Origin of the sequence: Bradyrhizobium sp. WBOS07 (assembly GCF_024585165.1) — a bacterium.
In the GTDB taxonomy this organism is placed as follows: Bacteria; Pseudomonadota; Alphaproteobacteria; order Rhizobiales; family Xanthobacteraceae; genus Bradyrhizobium; species Bradyrhizobium japonicum_B.
On the sequence record NZ_CP029008.1, the window covers coordinates 6269811 to 6286890 of the forward strand.

General features: G+C 64.3%; 16 protein-coding genes. 10 read left to right on the forward strand and 6 right to left on the reverse strand.

The genetic code is table 11. The features are described 5' to 3' along the window. Positions 1-25: 25 nt before the first annotated feature. Entirely contained in the window at positions 26-1075 is a 1050-nt protein-coding gene (locus tag DCM79_RS29695; RefSeq protein WP_257177596.1) for a hydroxyacid dehydrogenase, read from the forward strand. Between the two features lie 135 nt (positions 1076-1210). Continuing rightward, positions 1211-1423 carry a hypothetical protein gene (locus DCM79_RS29700; protein ID WP_257177597.1) on the forward strand — a complete coding sequence of 71 codons (213 nt, stop codon included), beginning with the start codon at positions 1211-1213 and terminating at the stop codon, positions 1421-1423. Between the two features lie 95 nt (positions 1424-1518). Here the strand turns inward: DCM79_RS29700 and DCM79_RS29705 are convergent, their stop codons facing one another. The 3 genes from DCM79_RS29705 to DCM79_RS29715 form a co-directional block, all read right to left on the reverse strand. Continuing rightward, entirely contained in the window at positions 1519-2100 is a 582-nt protein-coding gene (locus DCM79_RS29705) for a GNAT family N-acetyltransferase (RefSeq protein ID WP_257177598.1), read from the reverse strand. A gap of 6 nt (positions 2101-2106) precedes the next feature. Then, positions 2107-4464 (reverse strand): Orn/Lys/Arg decarboxylase N-terminal domain-containing protein, encoded by a 2358-nt coding sequence (locus DCM79_RS29710; protein ID WP_257177599.1) that lies wholly within the window; start codon positions 4462-4464, stop codon positions 2107-2109. 82 nt (positions 4465-4546) lie between these two features. Next, positions 4547-5026, reverse strand: a complete 480-nt coding sequence (locus tag DCM79_RS29715; protein ID WP_257177600.1) for an Lrp/AsnC family transcriptional regulator — start codon at positions 5024-5026, stop codon at positions 4547-4549. Positions 5027-5169: 143 nt separating this feature from the next. Here DCM79_RS29715 and ald point away from each other — a divergent pair, with 143 nt between their 5' ends. Further along, positions 5170-6285, forward strand: a complete 1116-nt coding sequence (ald, locus tag DCM79_RS29720) for an alanine dehydrogenase (protein WP_257177601.1) — start codon at positions 5170-5172, stop codon at positions 6283-6285. Between the two features lie 148 nt (positions 6286-6433). Here the strand turns inward: ald and DCM79_RS29725 are convergent, their stop codons facing one another. From DCM79_RS29725 to DCM79_RS29735, 3 genes are read right to left on the reverse strand one after another with little or no spacing between them, the layout of a single operon-like run. Continuing rightward, positions 6434-8341, reverse strand: a complete 1908-nt coding sequence (locus DCM79_RS29725; RefSeq protein WP_257177602.1) for an NAD(P)/FAD-dependent oxidoreductase — start codon at positions 8339-8341, stop codon at positions 6434-6436. After that, complete coding sequence (locus DCM79_RS29730; RefSeq protein WP_257177603.1) at positions 8338-8979, reverse strand: TetR/AcrR family transcriptional regulator; 642 nt, start codon at positions 8977-8979, stop codon at positions 8338-8340. The genes DCM79_RS29725 and DCM79_RS29730 overlap by 4 nt, the downstream gene beginning before the upstream one ends. After that, a complete protein-coding gene (locus DCM79_RS29735; protein WP_257177604.1) occupies positions 8976-10469 on the reverse strand; it encodes an AMP-binding protein in 1494 nt (497 codons plus the stop codon). Before DCM79_RS29735 ends, DCM79_RS29730 begins: the two co-directional genes overlap by 4 nt. Before the next feature lie 172 nt (positions 10470-10641). Between DCM79_RS29735 and DCM79_RS29740 the strand changes: the two genes are divergently transcribed. The 7 genes from DCM79_RS29740 (at position 10642) to DCM79_RS29770 (ending at position 16928) form a co-directional block, all read left to right on the forward strand. Further along, positions 10642-11901, forward strand: coding sequence for an ABC transporter substrate-binding protein (locus DCM79_RS29740; protein WP_257177605.1), 1260 nt, complete (start codon positions 10642-10644; stop codon positions 11899-11901). A gap of 90 nt (positions 11902-11991) precedes the next feature. Then, positions 11992-12894: a branched-chain amino acid ABC transporter permease gene (locus DCM79_RS29745; RefSeq protein ID WP_257177606.1), complete on the forward strand. Its 903-nt coding sequence runs from the start codon at positions 11992-11994 to the stop codon at positions 12892-12894. Continuing rightward, positions 12891-13910 carry a branched-chain amino acid ABC transporter permease gene (locus tag DCM79_RS29750; RefSeq protein WP_257177607.1) on the forward strand — a complete coding sequence of 340 codons (1020 nt, stop codon included), beginning with the start codon at positions 12891-12893 and terminating at the stop codon, positions 13908-13910. The genes DCM79_RS29745 and DCM79_RS29750 overlap by 4 nt, the downstream gene beginning before the upstream one ends. A gap of 2 nt (positions 13911-13912) precedes the next feature. Continuing rightward, the gene (locus tag DCM79_RS29755) at positions 13913-14668 is read left to right on the forward strand and encodes an ABC transporter ATP-binding protein (RefSeq protein ID WP_257177608.1); all 756 of its coding nucleotides are present in this window, start codon (positions 13913-13915) and stop codon (positions 14666-14668) included. Next, complete coding sequence (locus DCM79_RS29760; protein ID WP_257177609.1) at positions 14665-15378, forward strand: ABC transporter ATP-binding protein; 714 nt, start codon at positions 14665-14667, stop codon at positions 15376-15378. The genes DCM79_RS29755 and DCM79_RS29760 overlap by 4 nt, the downstream gene beginning before the upstream one ends. Before the next feature lie 161 nt (positions 15379-15539). Next, positions 15540-15758 (forward strand): hypothetical protein, encoded by a 219-nt coding sequence (locus tag DCM79_RS29765; protein ID WP_028135498.1) that lies wholly within the window; start codon positions 15540-15542, stop codon positions 15756-15758. Between the two features lie 111 nt (positions 15759-15869). After that, positions 15870-16928, forward strand: coding sequence for a YeiH family protein (locus DCM79_RS29770; RefSeq protein ID WP_257177610.1), 1059 nt, complete (start codon positions 15870-15872; stop codon positions 16926-16928). Positions 16929-17080: the final 152 nt, after the last annotated feature.

Here is a 17080-nt window from a genome sequence, read left to right on the forward strand (position 1 = left end):
CTTCAAGAGAGCCGGAAGGGTCCTGATGTCCGTCAACAACAAGCGCGTCTTCTACGTCAAATACCTGGCCAATCCGATCTATGTCGATATCCTGGAGGCACGGTCCGACGTCCGGCTCGACCGCATCGAGAACGAGAGTCCCGAAGACTTCTACGCGCCGATCCTGAGCGCGGCGCATGTCTACCAGATCGGCGCCGCCCGCGACGAGCTCGCCCCGCATTTCCATGTCGATGCCGCCTTCCTGAAGCGCACCCCGAACCTGCTGCTCGTCTCCAGCAACGGCGCGGGCTTCGATCCGGTCGATGTCGAGGCCTGTACCGATGCGGGGGTGCTGGTCGTCAATCAGTCCGGCGGCAATGCCCATTCGGTCGCCGAGCACGCGCTGGCGATGATGCTGACGCTGTCCAAACGCATCATCCAGTCGGACCGCCGCCTGCGCCGCGAACGCGACGTCAACCGCAACGAGCTCGTCGGCAACGAGGTCGAGCACAAGACCGTCGGCATCATCGGCCTCGGCAATGTCGGCCGCCGCATCGCCGCGCTGTGCAAGGGCCTGCTCGGTATGAAGGTGCTGGCCTACGACCCCTATCTCTCGGCCGAGGTGATGGCCGAGCGGGGTGGGGAAAAAGTCGGGCTCGACGAGCTACTGCGCCGCGCCGATTTCGTCTCGATTTCCTGTCCGCTCGACAAGGGCAGCCGCAACATGATCAGCACGCGCGAATTTGCGCTGATGCAGCCGCATGCCTACTTCATCACCACGGCGCGCGGCTTCATCCACGACGAGGATGCGCTGCTCCAGGCGCTGCGCGACAAGCGCATCGCCGGTGCCGGTCTCGACGTCTGGTCCAAGGAGCCCCCGCCGCCGGAGCATCCGCTGCTCCAGTTCGACAACGTGCTGGCAAGCCCCCATACCGCGGGGGTGACGGTCGAGGCGCGCCGGAACATGGGCCGGATCGCGGCCGAGCAGGTGCTGGACACGCTCGACGGCAAGCGCCCGCCGCGCATCATCAATCCCGAGGTCTGGCCGCGCTATGCGGAGCGCTTCAAGCGGGCTTTCGGCGTGACGCCGGGATAGGGGCAGCCAGATTGCCGTTCCGGGAAGAAGGCGCGGCGGGGAATCGCCGCCCGACCTTGATCCGGGTCAAAATCTCCTTTTCCGCCCCGGCCTAAATGGGACTAGAGTGTGCTGTCGGGGCAGCAGGGAGGTCCCATGTCAACCTACGTCGTGAAGTTCATGAAGAACGTGCTCGGTGAGTACGGCCGGCAGAGCGAGGTTTGCCAGGGCACGCTCGAGATCGACGCCGCCGACGAGAACGAGGCCAGGGAGCAGGCGAAAGCAAAATTCTGCAAGGATCAGGCACTGCATCATTGGTCGCTGCATGCCGACCGCATCCATGTGAAGCCGGCCGACTTTCCGTCGTAAGGCCTGTTGTTTGAGCTGATCTCCGCGCAAACGCGTTCCGCGTTTGCCGCGAGGAGCCGCTACACTTTGTGCTAACGCGGTCCTCCGGGTCCGGATCACACTCTATCGGCCCGGCGCGTGACCGGCGGTGGCGTCGTCGTCCCGGCGCCGAGCGAGCGTTGCACCATGACGGTGTCGGACCAGCGGCCGTGGCGATAGGCGACGCCGCTGAGCAAGCCGGCGCGCGCGAAGCCAAACTTCTCGTGCAATGCCAGCGAGGGCTCGTTGTCGGCATCGATGTAGCCGATCATCTGGCGGAAGCCGGCCGCCGCGCAGGCATCAATCAATTCCTGGAGCAACAGCCGTCCGACACCGCGGCCGAGCTGCGCGTGGTGGACGTAGATCGAATGCTTGGCCGTGTAGCGATAGGCCGGCCGTTTGCGAAACAGCACGGCGTAGGCATAGCCGACCACTTCGCCGCGAAAGGTCGCGACCAGATGGGGAAGGCGGGTCTGCTTCAGGTTCTTGCGCCGGTCGCGCAAATCGTCCGGTTCCGGTGCGCCGGTTCCCTCGACATCGCGCGGCACGCCACTGCGGACATGATGGCGGTAGATCGCCAGCATCGCCTCGACGTCGCTCTCGCGTGACGGGCGGACCAGGACGGGTTCGTCACTCGCGCGCATGGCTGTTTCGATCATGGGCACCTACTCGGCGACGACGTAAGTGTAGAGCCCGATCCGCCCCTGAGCATCGATCTCCTTGTAGACGCCCTGGATCTCGACGTCGAAGCCCGGGAACGTGTTGAAGCACGTCTCGAACATCTTGAGATAATCCACCATGGGCTTGGCGCGTTCGGTCAGTCGTTCGCCGGGCACGATGGTGGCGATGCCGGGCGGGTAGACCACGAAGGGGGTGGTGGCGATGCGGCCCGCGATTGCCTCGATCGGGAGGTAGTCGACGTCGTTCTTGAACAGATAGCGCGCAGCATCGCGGGGCGACATTGCGATCTCAGGCATGTGCTCAGGCATGAACTGCCGCGCCTGGAGCGCGCTGACATCGGCGGCGCGGAAGAAGCCGTGCATCTGCCCGCAGAGGTCGCGCAGCCGCTCGCCGGCATAGCGCGCCTGCCGACGTTGATAGAACTCCGGGATGACGTCCGCCAGCAGCGCATTGTCGTCGTGCAGTTTCTTGAAGGCAACGAGGCCGGAGATCAGCGTGCCGGCCTTGCTGGCCTCGACGCCGGGCGTGAGCAGGAAGAGCAGGGAGTTGAGGTCATTCTTCTCCGGCACGATGCGGTTTTCGCGCAAGTATTGCGCGACCACGGGGGCGGGAATGCCGTGCTCGGCATAGGCGCCGGTGGCGCGGTCGAAGCCGGGCGTGAGCAGCGTCAGCTTGTTCGGGTCGGTCATGGCAAAGCCTTCGGTGACGCCGGGGAAGCCATGCCAATTGCTGTCGAGCGAGAGCTGCCACAGCGCAGGATTGGTAGCGAGTTCATCGGTGGAGAGCGTCTCCCAGGCGACGTTGTGCGTGGCGCCGGGACGGCTGACATCGGGAATGGCGACACGGTCGGGCACGAAGGGCTCGAAGAACCAGCGGCGGTCCGGATTTTGCTCTTTCTCCTCGAACTCCCTGCGCATCGCGCGGATCTTCTTGCGCAGCTCGATGCCTAGCCGGATCGTGTCGTCCCACAGCACTTCACCGGAGCGGCCCTTCATCATCTGCGCGCCCACATCCAGCGATGCGAACAGTGGGTAGAAGGGAGATGTCGAGGCGTGCTGCATGAAGCTTTCGTTGAAGCGGCGGTGCTCGACGCGCCGCTTCTGGCCGTGAATGTGGCGGTCCTTGATGTGGATCTGCGAAGCCTGCGAGAAACTGGCAAGCTGCTTGTGTGTCGACTGCGTCGCGATGATGCCTGGCGCTTCCGGGGGAAGGTTCGAAAGGCCCATGGCGAAGCGGCCGGCATAGAGCGGGTGAAATTTCATGAAGCCGGCCCAGGCCTCGTCGAACAGGATGTAGTCGCAGAGATGGCCGATGCGCTTCAAGATCATTTCTGCGCTGTGGATCGAGCCGTCATAGGTGCACTGCTCGACGACGGCGACGCGAAATGGCCGCTCCCTGCGCCAGGCGTCACGATCCCGGACCAGCGGATGGTTGCGGATCGCCTCGCGCAAGGTCTTCTCGTCGAGCGCGTCCCAGCGCATCGGACCGATCAGGCCCCAGGCGTTGCGGACGGTCGGGACATAGACCGGGATGCCGCCATTGATCATCAGCGCGCCGTGATGGGCGGCCTTGTGGTTGTTGCGGTCGAACAGCACGAGGTCGCCGTCGGTGACGAGGGCGCCGAGCGCGATCTTGTTCGAGGTCGAGGTGCCGTTGAGAACGAAATAGGTCTTTTCCGCGCCGAAGATGGCGGCTGCCTCCTTCTGGGCCTTCAGCGCCGGCCCCTCATGGGTGAGGAGGTCGCCGAGATCGAGCACGGAATTGTCGAGGTCGTCTCGGAACACGGATTCGCCGAGATGCTCGACGAAAACGCGGCCGATCGGGCTGCGATTATAGAACACGCCGCCATTGTGGCCCGGGCAGGTCCAGAGCTGGTTGCCTTCCTCGGCATAGTCGACGAGGGCGCCGAAGAACGGCGTCTTCAGCGTCTCGGCGTATTGCTTGAGCCGGCTGATCAGGTTCTTGGCGATGAAGGGCGGGGTTTCCTCGGACAGAAAAACGTAACCGTCGATGAAGTCGAGCACCTCGACCGGCAGATCTTCGAAGCGCTTGCGCCGGATCAGGAGGATGATCGGAAAGTCGAGGCCACGGCGCCGCATCAGATTGATCAGGGCCGAGGTCTTGCCTTCGAGACCCTTCTTGCCCCAGTCCACCACCATGCAGCCGATCGCGGCATCGGTTTGCACCGCGATCTCGGCGTCTTCCAGCTTGCGAGCCCGCACCACCTCGAATCCCGAGCGCTGGATTTCCTCGATGATCTGGTTGAAGCGAATGCCCTCGAGGTCGTCGGTGTCGAAGGCCGGTGCGGCGAAAAGGAAGTTGAAGCGCTTGAAATAGTCCATGGTCTGTCCCGAATGTGCCAGGAGACAGCTCTCTGCACATTCGATGACAGCTGGATGACAGACGGCGGCAGACGGAGAAGCGCTAGCGTTTCGCCTCGCCGAACACCACCGTCGGCACCGCGCGGTTGACGATCTCGCGCAGCGCGAAGCTCGATTGCACGCGCGCAACGCGCGGCAGCCGGGACAGCTCGGTCCGGTGAATGCGCTCGAAATCCTGGATGTCGCGGGCCAGCACGATGAGGATGTAATCGTCGGTGCCCGACATCAGGAAGCAGCGCACGACGGAGGGGCATTTCACCACCTCCGCCTCGAATGCCTTCAGCGCATCGTCGCTCTGGCTCTCCAGCGCGATGCGAACCAGCACAGTCGTGGTGAGGCCGAACTGGCCGAGGTCGAGCGTGGCCTGGTAGGCCTGGATGTAGCCGTCGTCCTCGAGCGTCTTCTGTCGCCGTGCCAGCGCCGTGCTCGACAGGCCGATCTTGCTGGCAAGCTCGGCATGGCTGGCGCGCGCATTGGTCGTGAGTTCCGCGAGGATCGCGAGGTCTTTCCGGTCGAGGGCCAAGGTTTCGTTTCCAGCGTGAAAGAGCATTTCGGCGCCGGAAACCGGCGCGGACGTGTCGAAACTAGCGGATATTTGCACGAAACCAAACCGGCCCCATCACTACGATGAAGACCGGAATCGATCCGTTGGCGAAGGAGCTCAAGATGCGCGTCGGTGTTCCCAAGGAGATCAAGCTGCAGGAATATCGCGTCGGGCTCACTCCGGGCGCGGTCCGTGAGTATGTCGCGGCCGGTCATCAGGTCGCGGTCGAGACCGGGGCCGGCGCCGGCATCGGCGCATCCGACGAGGTGTATCGGCGGGCAGGGGCCGATATCGCCGACAGCGCCCGCGACGTCTTTGCCAAGTCCGAGATGATCGTGAAGGTGAAGGAGCCGCAGAAAAGCGAGTGGGCCCAGCTCCGGGAAGGCCAGATTCTGTTTACTTATCTTCATCTTGCGCCGGATCCGGAGCAGGCCAAGGGCCTGCTTGCCTCCGGCTGTACCGCGATCGCCTATGAAACCGTCACGGACGCGAGCGGTCACCTCCCGCTGCTTGCGCCGATGAGCGAAGTCGCCGGCCGCCTCGCCATCGAGGCCGCCGGCGCCGCGCTCAAGCGATCGGCCGGCGGCCGCGGCCTGTTGCTGGGCGGCGTGCCCGGCGTGCAGCCGGCGCGCGTCGTCGTGCTCGGTGGCGGTGTGGTTGGCACGCAGGCGGCGCGCATGGCCGCGGGTCTCGGCGCCGAAGTCACCGTGATCGACCGCTCGATCCCGCGCTTGCGCGAACTCGACGATCTCTTTGCCGGACGCGTGCGCACCCGCTTCTCGACCATCGAGTCGGTCGAGGAGGAGGTGTTCGCCGCCGACGTCGTGATCGGCGCGGTGCTGGTGCCGGGCGCCAGCGCGCCGAAGCTGGTCACACGCGCGATGCTGACATCGATGCGGCCCGGCGCCGTGCTGGTCGATGTCGCGATCGACCAGGGCGGCTGCTTCGAGACGTCGCATCCGACCACCCATAGCGATCCGACCTATGAGGTGGACGGCGTCGTGCACTATTGCGTCGCCAACATGCCGGGCGCGGTGCCGGTGACGTCGAGCCAGGCCCTGAATAACGCGACGTTGCCGTTCGGCCTGATGCTGGCCAGTAAGGGGTCTGCCGCGGTGCTGGAGAACCCGCATCTGCGCAACGGCCTGAACGTGGATCGCGGGCGGATCACCAACAAGGCGGTGGCGGAAAGCCTCGGCCTGGATTTCGCTCCGGTCGGGAGTGGACTGGCGGCGTAGCTGCGCGCAATCTCCGTCGTTGCGGGCGTAGCGAAGCAATCCAGAATCCCTCTGCGGAAAGACGCTGGATTGCTTCGCTGCGCTCGCAATGACGCTGTGGGACGAGCGCAACTCGAGCGTCGATCAGAGTCGGCACCGCGAGATTGAGTTACCCCTTCGTCACGTTGTACTGCCGCAGATCCGGGTCATGCGTCATGCGCCAATAATCGACGAACCGCCACGGCATCGCCGAGAACACGCGGCCGCTCGCATTGCGGTAGTAGGTGCTCATGCCCGGATGCGTCCAGATCATCGCCTCGTGCTCGGCATCGACCTTGCGGACGTAATCGTCGAGCACGTCCTGATGGACGTCGATCGCAGCGACGTCTTGCTCGACCATGTCGACCAGGCATGCCGAGATGTAGCGGCTCTGGCACTCCGACTGGAAGATGACGCTGCCGCCATGGGCGGGGCCGGAGTTCGGGCCAAGCATGCAGAAGAAGTTCGGAAAGCCGGGCACGGTGAGGCCGAGGAAAGCGGTCGGATTGTCGTTGGCCCAGGCCTGCCGCAAATCCTTGCCGTCGCGGCCGCTGATGTTGAGACGGGCCGCCATTTCCGTCACCTTGAAGCCGGTCGCCACCACGATGATGTCGGCGGGCCGGTGCTTGCCGTCTGCGGTGACGATGCCCGTTTCGTCGAAACGGTCGATCGCATCGGTGACCAGTTCGACGTTGTCCCGCCGCAAGGTCTTGAACCAATTGTTGTCGAGCAGGATGCGCTTGCCGTAGGGCGGATAGGTCGGCACGCATTTCTCGATCAGGTCGGGCCGGCCCTGTAGCTCCGACAGGATGAAGTCCGTCAGCTCCTGGCGGTGCCGGTCGTTGCCTTTGTTGACGGCGCGCTCGGGATGCGGCCAGCCCGGATCCTTGCGCAGGAAAGGCAACAGGCCGTCGCCGTAGCGCCAGAACATGTTGAAGCGGTACCACTGCACATAGAACGGCAGATGCGCCAGCAGCCAGCGCGCGCCCTGGCTGATCGGATCGGCATAGCCCTTCACCGGCCGCGCCCATTGCGCGCTGCGCTGGTAGACCGTGACCGAGGCGACGCGGCCTGCGATCGACGGCACCAGCTGCATCGACGTCGCCCCGGTGCCGATCACGGCGACATGCTTGCCGTCAAGCTTGATCTCGTCTGACCACAGCGCCGAATGCAGAATCGTCCCCTTGAAGTCCTCTTCGCCTTTGAAGCGGGCGCGGGAGGGGTCATTGAGCTGGCCGATCGCGCTGACCAGCGCGGTGGATTCGAACGTCTCTTCGCCGTCCTTGGTTCTCAGCGTCGAGATCCAGCGCCGCTTGCCTTCGTCCCAGCGCGACGAGGTCAGCTCGGTGTTGACGCGCAGATGCTTGCGGATACCGTATTCGTCCGCGACCTTCTGGAGGTAGCCAAGCAATTCCTCGCGCTGGCAGAAGTAGCGGGTCCATGCATTGCCGGAGCCGAACGAGTAGGAATAGGAATGGTTCGGCGTGTCGACGCCGCAGCCGGGGTAGCGGTTGATCCACCAGGTGCCGCCAAGCTCGGCGTTCTTCTCGACGATGGTGTAGGGGATGCCGAGACGGCCGAGTGCGACGCCGAGCGCAATGGCGCAGACGCCGGCGCCGACAATCAGCACATGCTGCCCGGCGAGCTTGTCGCTCGAGGGCTGCTTGCTCCAGCGCGCCTCGCGTGAGACAAATCCCATCTCCTCGCGCATCAGGGGCGCGTATTCCGGCGCGACGTTCTCGCCGAGACAGGCGCGCATCATCTTCAGCAGCAGCTCCTCGCCGGGATCGGCGATGACGGGCTTTGGCGTGCCATTGGCGAACAGCTCGACCACCGCGGCGCGGATCTCGTCCTGGATCTCCGGCGGCACGCCGGCCTCGGGATCGGGGATGAGGCGGATATCGCGCTTGGGCAGATACGGCGGTGCGAGCCATTTCTCGTCGCCGGTCATGTGCACCAGCACCATCAGCAGGCAGCGGATGTCGCCTTCTGCGATGGTCGAAACAAGGTCGAGCCTGTGCGGAGAGTCGATGTTCATGGCGTGTCCTGGTCTTCGGACGGACTGAAGAGGCCGCGCGTCATCAGCTTGCGATAGGCGGATATGACGTGGTCGGGGACGGCGGTGACGACGCCGGCCGAATAGGAGTAGCGGCGGCTGAGATAGCCGCGTGCGCCCATCAGCATGTGGACGATCGCCTCGAATTCCTCGTCGCTGTAATGTTCGATCGCGCCGGCAAGACGAGCCCGTCGCAGGATGCGGACATAGGCGACCGAGATGTTGTCGAGATGCTTCTGATAGCCGATTGGCGCGAAGAACTCGGCCTCGTTGAGGATGCGCAGGAATTCCGGCACCTCGCGGATGAAATCGAAGAAGGCGGCAAAGCGCTCGATCTCCTGCCGCGCCGCGTGCGCGTTGCCGGTGCGGGCGCGGATGAACTGGACCATGTCGAGGCCGATCTTCGGCAGCAACTGGTCGAGCAGCTCCTGTCGGTTCTCGAAATGATTGTAGAAGGTGCCTTGCGCGACGCCGGCTTGTTCCGTGATACGGGCGACGGAGGCCTCGGCATAACCGTGCTTGCCGACGACCTTGGTGGCGGCGTCAAAGATCTTCTGCTTGGTCCAGGCGTTGCGCTCGACGCGGTTGAGCTTTGTCACCTTGGCATTGGCTTGCATCATTCAGACGTCTCCAGCTCGGCGCGCAGCACGCGCTTGAGAACCTTTCCAGATGGGTTGCGCGGCAAGCTGTCGCGGAAAATCAGCTGTTTCGGCACTTTGAAGCTCGCCAGCCGAGTACGGCAGTGCTCGGTGAGGGCAGGGAGCTCGAGGCGCGCCCCTTCGGCGAGCACGACGACAGCGACGGGGCGCTCGCCCCAGCGTGCGTCGGAGAGGCCAATTACCGCGACTTCCCGCACCTCAGGCAGATCGTAGATGACGCGTTCGACCTCGGAGGAGGCGATGTTCTCGCCGCCCGAGATGATCATGTCCTTCTTGCGGTCGGTCAGGTACAGGAAGCCCTCGTCGTCGAGATAGCCGACATCGCCGCTGCGGAACCAGTCGCCGAAGAAGGCGGACGCCGTCTTCTCGGGATCCTTCCAGTAGCCGCGCGTGATCTTGGGTCCCCGCAGGCAGATCTCGCCATTGACGTTCGGCGGCAAGGACTTGCCGTTCTCGTCGCGAATCTCGATTTCGACATGAGCGATGGCTCGCCCGGTCGAGCCGATCTTCTCGATCTCACGGCCCGTTTCCATGAAGGTGTCGCCGCCGACGGTCTCGGTCAGGCCGTAGGCATCGATGTAGCGCGCATTGCGGAAATATTCGGAGAAGGCGCGGATACGCACTTCCGGCGTCTTCTCGCCGCCGCCGATGGCCCATTGCAGGCTGGAGACGTCATAACGGTCCCGCGTCGGGCAGGTGAGCATCGCCGTGGTCATCACAGGGGCGAACCAGGCGGCGTTGAGCTTGTCCTCTGCGATCGCCGCAAGCGCCGTTTCCGGCTCGAAGCTGCGCTCGATATGCATGAATCCGCCATGCCAGAGCACGGCAATGCCGGGCAAATCGAGCGCGCCGACGTGATAGAGCGGACCGACCACGAGAAGTCGCGTGTCTGCGCCGATACCGAGCGCGATGGTCTGGTCGGCCGACTTCCAGTAGAAATTATCGTAAGTGAGCATCACCCCCTTGGGGTGATCGGTCGTGCCGGAGGTGTACATCAGCCGCATCAGGTCCGATGGCCGACGGACGTGCATCGCTGCGGGCGTGGTGTCGCCAGCCAGATGCGTGATGCTCTGCTGCGCGATCTCGTTCAGTACGACCGTCTTGGCGCCTGCTGCATTCGCGGCCAATTCCTCGTCGACGATCAGAAGCCGCGCGCCGGAATTGCCGGCGATGTAGCCGACCTCGTCGCGGGACAGACGGAAATTGATCGGCAGGAACACCGCGCCGAGATGGCTGGTCGCAAACACAAGCTCCAGGAATGCCGCGCTGTTCTTCATCAGCACTGCGACGACATCGCCCGCGCCAATGCCTTGTGTCGCCAACCAGCCGGCGACCTTGCGGACCCGGGCGTCGAAGGCCGCGTAGGAGATCTCCTCGCCGCGATATTTCAGCGCAGGCCGGTCCGGCGTGCGGCGGGCATGAAAGGCGATGAAGCTTGACAGGTTGATCATTGCGCTTGTTTTGAGCCGGTTGGCGGCCTCATTTCCTCCCTCGATGAATTCTGACTCGTAATTCATCTTTGGCTTGACGTCACCCCCCACCCTCTGAAATCCTCGGAAATACGGAGACGACACGATCTCCGACAAGGGATTTGAAACGCCGACCCGCAAGAGGGAGGGGAAAATGAAGACAACCCGCACGCCGGGCATCAGCCGCCGTTCAACATTGGCGCTGATGGGCGCCGGTGCGATGACTTTCGCCGCGCCGTGGGTGGCGCGCGCCCAAGCCAAGACCGTCAAGATCGGAATGCCGACCATCCTGTCGGGCCGCGTGGCGCAGCTCGGCACGTCCTCGCGCAATGCGGTGATGCTCGAGGTGGAGAAGGTCAATGCTGCCGGCGGCCTCGCCGGCCGTCAGATCGAGATGGTGATCCGCGACTCCAAGGGCCAGCCGCAGGAAGCCGCGCGCGTCGCACGCGAGCTCGTCAACACCGACGGCTGCGAACTGCTGCTCGACGGTGAGGCGTCGTCCGGATCGTTCGCGGTGCACGAGGTCGCACGCGATCTCGGCGTGCTCTGCATCCACACTTGCTCGGAAGCATCCTCGCTCACGGCCGATCCGAAGCAGCACATCCCCAACGCGTTCCGCTGCGTGCGTCAGGGCATCCACGATTCCATCGTCGGCGGCAGCTACGCCGCTGGAATCGCGAAGACCAAGGGCTTGAAGAAATGGGCGACCTGCTCGCCCGACTATGCCTATGGCCGCGACACCACCGGCGAGTTCACGCTGTACCTGAAGCGCTTCGCGCCCGACGTCGAGGTCATCAGCGAGTCCTGGCCAAAGCTGTTCCAGCCCGACTACACCGAGGTGGTGACGAAGATCCTGCAAGCCAAGCCGCAGGCGCTGTATTCCTGCCTGTGGGGCGGCGATCTCACCTCCTACATCGACCAGGCCAACATCTACGCGATGTTCAGCCAGATGGAGGTGTTCGCGGTCAACATGGCCGACTACACCGCACTCACGGTGGTGAAGAACCTGCCGAAGGGCATTCACTCCGGCAATCGCTACATCAAGACCTTCCCGACCACGCCGGAGAACGCCGCCTGGGGCGATGCCTACAGGGCCAAGTACAACGAGTACCCGACCAACTGGTCGTGGCAGAACGCGACCGCGGTGATGTTCCTCGCCGAGGCCGCCAAGAAGGCGAACTCGGCCGACGGCAAGAAGATCGCGGAGGTGCTGAAGGGCCTCACCATCAAGTGCCCGTTCGGCGCCGACGGGACCGTGACGATGCGCGGCGACGACCACACCTTGGTCGGCTACGCCATCGGCTGGGGTACCACGATCCCGCAGGAGCCTTATGTGCCCGAGGTCAAGGCCGGCGACTGGAAGACCATCTTCGAGCTCGAGGCCGAGTGGAAGAAGAGCAAGGGCTACACCTGATGTGATGCGCGGCGGAGGCGGGCGACCGCCTCTGCCGCTTTCGTTTGGTCCTCCGCGCCGTCTCAGGCGCGCGACAATGAAAGTGCTTCCGTGGATCTCGATGCCCTTGCCGGCTGCCTTTCCAGCTCCGCCTGCCTGGTGACGCAGACCACCAGCGGCCTCATTATCGGCATGCTGCTGTTCCTGGTCGCGGTCGGACTGACCCTGATCTTCGGCGTGCTGAAGGTGGTCAATTTCAGCCACGGCGCCTTCTATATGTTCGGCGCCTATTTTGCGATGACCGCCTATCAGCTCACCGGCAGTTTTGCACTTGCGATGCTGGCGGGGGCGGCCGGTACCGCGGCTCTCGGCCTGATCTTCGAGCGCGTCTTCATGAGCCGCGTTTATGGCGCTGACGTCTTGATGCAGCTGCTGGTCTGCTATGCCTTCGTGCTGATCTTCGACGATGTGGTGCGCATCATCTGGGGACCCGAATTCAAGTCGATGGGCATGCCCTCCGCATTCCAGGTGATGCCGCTGTTCATCGCCGGCGGCGTGGTGCCGCCCTATTATCTGCTGCTGATTGGCGTCGCGCTCGTCGCGGCGATCGTGCTCGGCCTCGGGCTCGCGCGCAGCCGCATCGGCAAGGTGATCCGCGCCGCCGCGCATAATCCGGGCATGGTCTCCGCGCTCGGCATCAATACCGGCCTGATCTATGGCGGCGTATTCGCGCTCGGCGGCATGCTGGCGGGCCTTGCGGGCGCGCTGGCCGCGCCAGTGCGCTCGCTGACCCCCGGCATGGGATTCTCGGTGCTGATCGAATCCTTCATCGTCACCGTGATCGGCGGCATGGGCTCGATCCTGGGCGCGCTGATCGGCGCGCTGTTGCTCGGCCTCATCAGGTCGTTCGGCTCGCTCGGCTTTCCCCTGTTCACCGAGGGCCTGATGTATCTGTTCATGGTGATCGTGCTGGTCTCGAAGCCCACCGGCCTGTTCGGCAAGGAGGCGGCATGACCGAGCTCGAGGCCGGACGCGCCGAGAGGTCGGTGCCCGTACGCGGCGGCGTCGCGCTTGGGCGCTATCGCGACATCCTGATTGCGCTGATCGCCTTCGCGGTGCTGGCGAGCCTTCCGCTGGTCACGGGCAGCAAGGCGCTGCTTGATTTCGTCATCCGCTGCTCGGCTTACGGCCTGTTCGCGACTTCGCTCAATCTCTTGGTCGGCTACACCGGCTTAACCTCGTTCGGTCATGGCATGTTCTTCGGCCTTGGCGCCTACGGCTTCGGCTTGATCATGCAGAAGATCGCCGTGCCGATTCCGGTCGCCTTCATCGCGACGCTAGCGATCACCGCAATGGTTGCCGCGATCATCGGCGCGATTTGCGTGCGGCTGAAGGAAATCTATTTCGCCTTCGTCACGCTCGCCTTCCAGATGTTGATCCACTCGACCATATTGTCCTGGGCTTCGTTCACTGGCGGCGATCAGGGCCTGCGCGGCGGCATTCCACGGCCGGTTTTCCTCGGCGTGGATCTGTCCAATCATGTTCATCTGTATGTCACGAGCTGCGCGCTGCTCATCCTCGGCCTGCTTGCGATGCGCCAGATCGCGCAATCGCCGTTCGGCTACACGCTGCGCATGATCCGCGACAACGCCGCGCGCGCGAGTTTCCTCGGCATCGACGTCTGGCGCGCCAAGCTCACCGTGTTCGTGCTGGCCGCACTGTTCGCCGCGATGGGCGGCATGGTGATGGCGCTGTTCGTCTCCGGCGCCTATCCGGAATTCGCCTATTGGACGATCTCGGGGGAGGGCATCTTCATCAATATGCTCGGCGGCGTCTCGACGTTCCTCGGTCCGATGGTCGGCACCGTGTTACTGCTCCTGCTCAACGACACCGTAACGCGGTTCACCGAGTATCACGGCATCGTGCTCGGCGTGGTTATCCTGTTCTTCGCGCTGGGCCTGCGCAAAGGCCTGCTCGATTTCGTCGCCGAATGGCTTTGGGATCGGCGCGATGCAGGCGAGGGGCGCTAGCCATGCTCGAGATCCGCAACCTCGCAAAATCCTTCGGTGGCGTGAAGGCGACGAACGACGTCTCGCTCGATTTCCCCGACGGCTCGCTCACGGCGGTGATCGGCCCGAACGGCGCCGGCAAGAGTACCTTCTTCAACCTGATCACCGGTGCCTTGAAGCCGGATTCCGGCCAGGTTTTGCTCGACGGCGTCGAACTTGCCGGCCGTTCGCCGCCCGAGATCGTGCGGCACGGCATCGGCCGCGCCTTCCAGGTCGCGAGCATCTTCAAGTCGCTGACGGTAGAGGAAACCATGCTCGCCGCCGTCAGTGCCGACCAGCGCACTTCCGCGGTGCTGCACAAGCGCTTTCCCTTGCCTGAGACGCGCGACCGCGCCGAGCATGTGATGGAGCTGCTGGGATTGGCGAGCAAGCGTCATCGCACGGCGGCGACGCTGTCGCATGGCGATCAGAAGCTGCTTGATATCGCGCTGGCGCTCGTGCTCGAGCCGAAGGTGCTTCTGCTCGACGAGCCGACTGCCGGCATGGGCCCGGAAGAGCGCTGGCGCATGATCGACAAGGTGCGCGAGCTCTGGGAGAGCCAGAAGATCACGGTCGTCTTCATCGAGCACGACATGGACATCGTGTTCAAGATCGCCCCGAAAATTGTCGTGCTCTGCTACGGCCGCATCCTGGCGACCGGCACGCCTGACGAGATCCGCAACAACAGCGCCGTGATCGACGCTTATCTCGGCACCGAGCACGCGGGAGCGGCTGCATGAGTGCCGTCGTCATCGAAGTCGCCGATCTCGACGTCTATTATGGCACCAGCCAGATCCTGTTCGGCGTTGGTCTCTCGGTGCGGCAGGGGGAGACCATGGCGCTGCTCGGCCGCAACGGCGCCGGCAAATCCACCACCATGAAAGCGATCATGGGTCTTGCACCGCCGCGGCGGGGCCGAGTGAGCCTGCGCGGCGCGGTGATTTCCGGCCGGAAGCCGCACTATATCGCGCGCGCCGGCCTCGGCTTCGTGCCGGAGGATCGGCAGATCTTTCCGGAGCACAGTGTCGAGGACAATCTCGTCATCGGTCGCAAGAAGGGGCCGGAAGGCCAGGACGAATGGCCGATCAAGCGCATCTACAACGTCTTCCCGCTGCTGGAGCCGCTGCGCCATCGCATCGCCGGACGCCTGTCGGGCGGCGAGCAGCAGATGCTGGCGATCGCACGCACGCTGATGGGAAATCCGGCGCTGTTGCTGCTGGACGAGCCGAGCGAGGGGCTCGCGCCGATCATCGTGCAGCGGATTGGCGAGCTGTTGCGCCAGCTGCGAAGCATCGGATCGACCGTGTTGATCGCCGAGCAGAACATGCATTTTTGCCTCGGCCTTGCGAGCCACGCCACGGTCATCGACAAGGGGCAGATCGTCTATGCCGCCGGAATCGACGAGCTGAAGGCCAACGATGCCATCCGGCGGCGTTATCTGGCCCTATAGGGCCCGCCGGTGCCTAAGTAGGCCGGGAGAAGAAAACCATTGTCAGGAGCCGGCTTGACGGAAGGAGTTTTTCCCCTGCGCGACAAAAACGCCAATCGCTTCCATTGCCGTTTGGACGGGAAACGACGACATTCCCACCAGGAATTGATGGATCGGCAGCTATGGAACGCACTGGATTCGAGCCCTTCGGCGAGCAGCTGGTGTCCGCGACGGACACCCAGCCGCGGTCGCGTGCGTCAAAGATGCTGTTGCGGGTCGGCACTGGTCTGTTCTGGTCGCTGGTCGCCGGCATCGTGCTGGCGCGTGCGGCCTTCTTCGAGCCGGGCATCTATGACGGCTTCAGCCGGGTCGCCTCGCTGGCCAAGAGCTTGATCTTCTGACCCAGAACATTCTGGTCTGAGGACAGAACTTCCCTCGGCCCTGATATGTCGAAAACTTATTCCCCATCGAGCTGACGCTGCGTATAAATATTTCTCCTCTGGGAGAGATTTGTGTCGCAGAATCAAGCATCCAGTCCGGCCGATGCCAAGCCGGCCACCGCCGCAAGCCGTATCGCGGCGCTGATCCCGGGTATCCTCCTCTGCGTCGCCGTCGCCGGTGTCTCGGCCCTGCTGGAGCGGGCGGAACTGGGCTTTTTCGAGCATCCCTATGTCGAAGCGCTGGTGATGGCGATTCTGCTCGGCATGGCCCTTCGCAGCTTCTGGAAGCCTGCGCCGCGCTGGCAGGCCGGCATTGCCTTCAGCGCCAAACAGCTGCTCGAAGTCGCGGTGATGCTGCTGGGCGCCTCCATCAGCTTCGCCGCCATCGCCGCCTCCGGCATCGCGCTGCTGGCCTCGATCGCCGCGGTCGTCGTGGTCGCGCTCTGCGCCACCTTCGGCCTCAGCCGGCTGCTCGGCCTGTCGACGCGGCTGTCGATCCTGATCGCCTGCGGCAACTCGATCTGCGGCAATTCGGCGATCGCGGCGGTGGCGCCGATCATCGGTGCCAACAACGACGAGATCGCGTCCTCGATCTCCTTCACCGCCATCCTCGGCGTGATGATGGTGCTCGGCCTGCCGCTGCTGATCCCGCTGCTGCAATTGTCGGCCACGCAATACGGTATCCTCGCGGGCCTCACCGTCTATGCGGTGCCGCAGGTGCTGGCCGCGACGGTCCCGGCCGGCCTCGTCTCGACGCAGATCGGCACGCTGGTGAAGCTGATGCGCGTCCTGATGCTCGGGCCGGTGGTCGTCGGCCTGTCGCTGGTCGCCTCGCGCTGGCAGAGCGACGCCAAGAAGACCAATGTCGGCTTCTTCCGCCTGGTCCCCTGGTTCATCCTCGGCTTCCTCGCGCTCGCCACGCTGCGCTCCCTCGAGATCGTTCCGCCCACGGTGGTCGGCCCGGTGACGAAGATCACGGGCTTTCTCACCGTGGTGTCGATGGCCGCGCTCGGCCTCGGCGTCGACGTCCGCGTGCTCGCCAATGTCGGGGGACGGGTGACCGCAGCCGTGACGCTGTCGCTGCTGCTGCTGCTCGGCATCAGCATCGCGCTGGTGCACTGGTTCAGATGATCAGGGCAGAACTGCCGTAGGGTGGGCAAAGGCGCGGAGCGCCGTGCCCACGATCTCTCCAGTATGGCGACAGGTGGTGGGCACGCTTCCGCCTTCGCTCTTCGAGCTACGGCGGACAAGTCGCTTTGCCCACCCTACGGGGCCGTCATCGC

Coding starts and splice junctions, on each gene's coding strand:
- DCM79_RS29695 (WP_257177596.1), top strand. CDS start 26: ATGTCCGTCAACAACAAGCGCGTCTTCTACGTCAAATACCTGGCCAAT.
- DCM79_RS29700 (WP_257177597.1), top strand. CDS start 1,211: ATGTCAACCTACGTCGTGAAGTTCATGAAGAACGTGCTCGGTGAGTAC.
- DCM79_RS29705 (WP_257177598.1), bottom strand. CDS start 2,100: ATGATCGAAACAGCCATGCGCGCGAGTGACGAACCCGTCCTGGTCCGC.
- DCM79_RS29710 (WP_257177599.1), bottom strand. CDS start 4,464: ATGGACTATTTCAAGCGCTTCAACTTCCTTTTCGCCGCACCGGCCTTC.
- ald (WP_257177601.1), top strand. CDS start 5,170: ATGCGCGTCGGTGTTCCCAAGGAGATCAAGCTGCAGGAATATCGCGTC.
- DCM79_RS29725 (WP_257177602.1), bottom strand. CDS start 8,341: ATGAACATCGACTCTCCGCACAGGCTCGACCTTGTTTCGACCATCGCA.
- DCM79_RS29730 (WP_257177603.1), bottom strand. CDS start 8,979: ATGATGCAAGCCAATGCCAAGGTGACAAAGCTCAACCGCGTCGAGCGC.
- DCM79_RS29735 (WP_257177604.1), bottom strand. CDS start 10,469: ATGATCAACCTGTCAAGCTTCATCGCCTTTCATGCCCGCCGCACGCCG.
- DCM79_RS29740 (WP_257177605.1), top strand. CDS start 10,642: ATGAAGACAACCCGCACGCCGGGCATCAGCCGCCGTTCAACATTGGCG.
- DCM79_RS29750 (WP_257177607.1), top strand. CDS start 12,891: ATGACCGAGCTCGAGGCCGGACGCGCCGAGAGGTCGGTGCCCGTACGC.
- DCM79_RS29755 (WP_257177608.1), top strand. CDS start 13,913: ATGCTCGAGATCCGCAACCTCGCAAAATCCTTCGGTGGCGTGAAGGCG.
- DCM79_RS29760 (WP_257177609.1), top strand. CDS start 14,665: ATGAGTGCCGTCGTCATCGAAGTCGCCGATCTCGACGTCTATTATGGC.
- DCM79_RS29765 (WP_028135498.1), top strand. CDS start 15,540: ATGGAACGCACTGGATTCGAGCCCTTCGGCGAGCAGCTGGTGTCCGCG.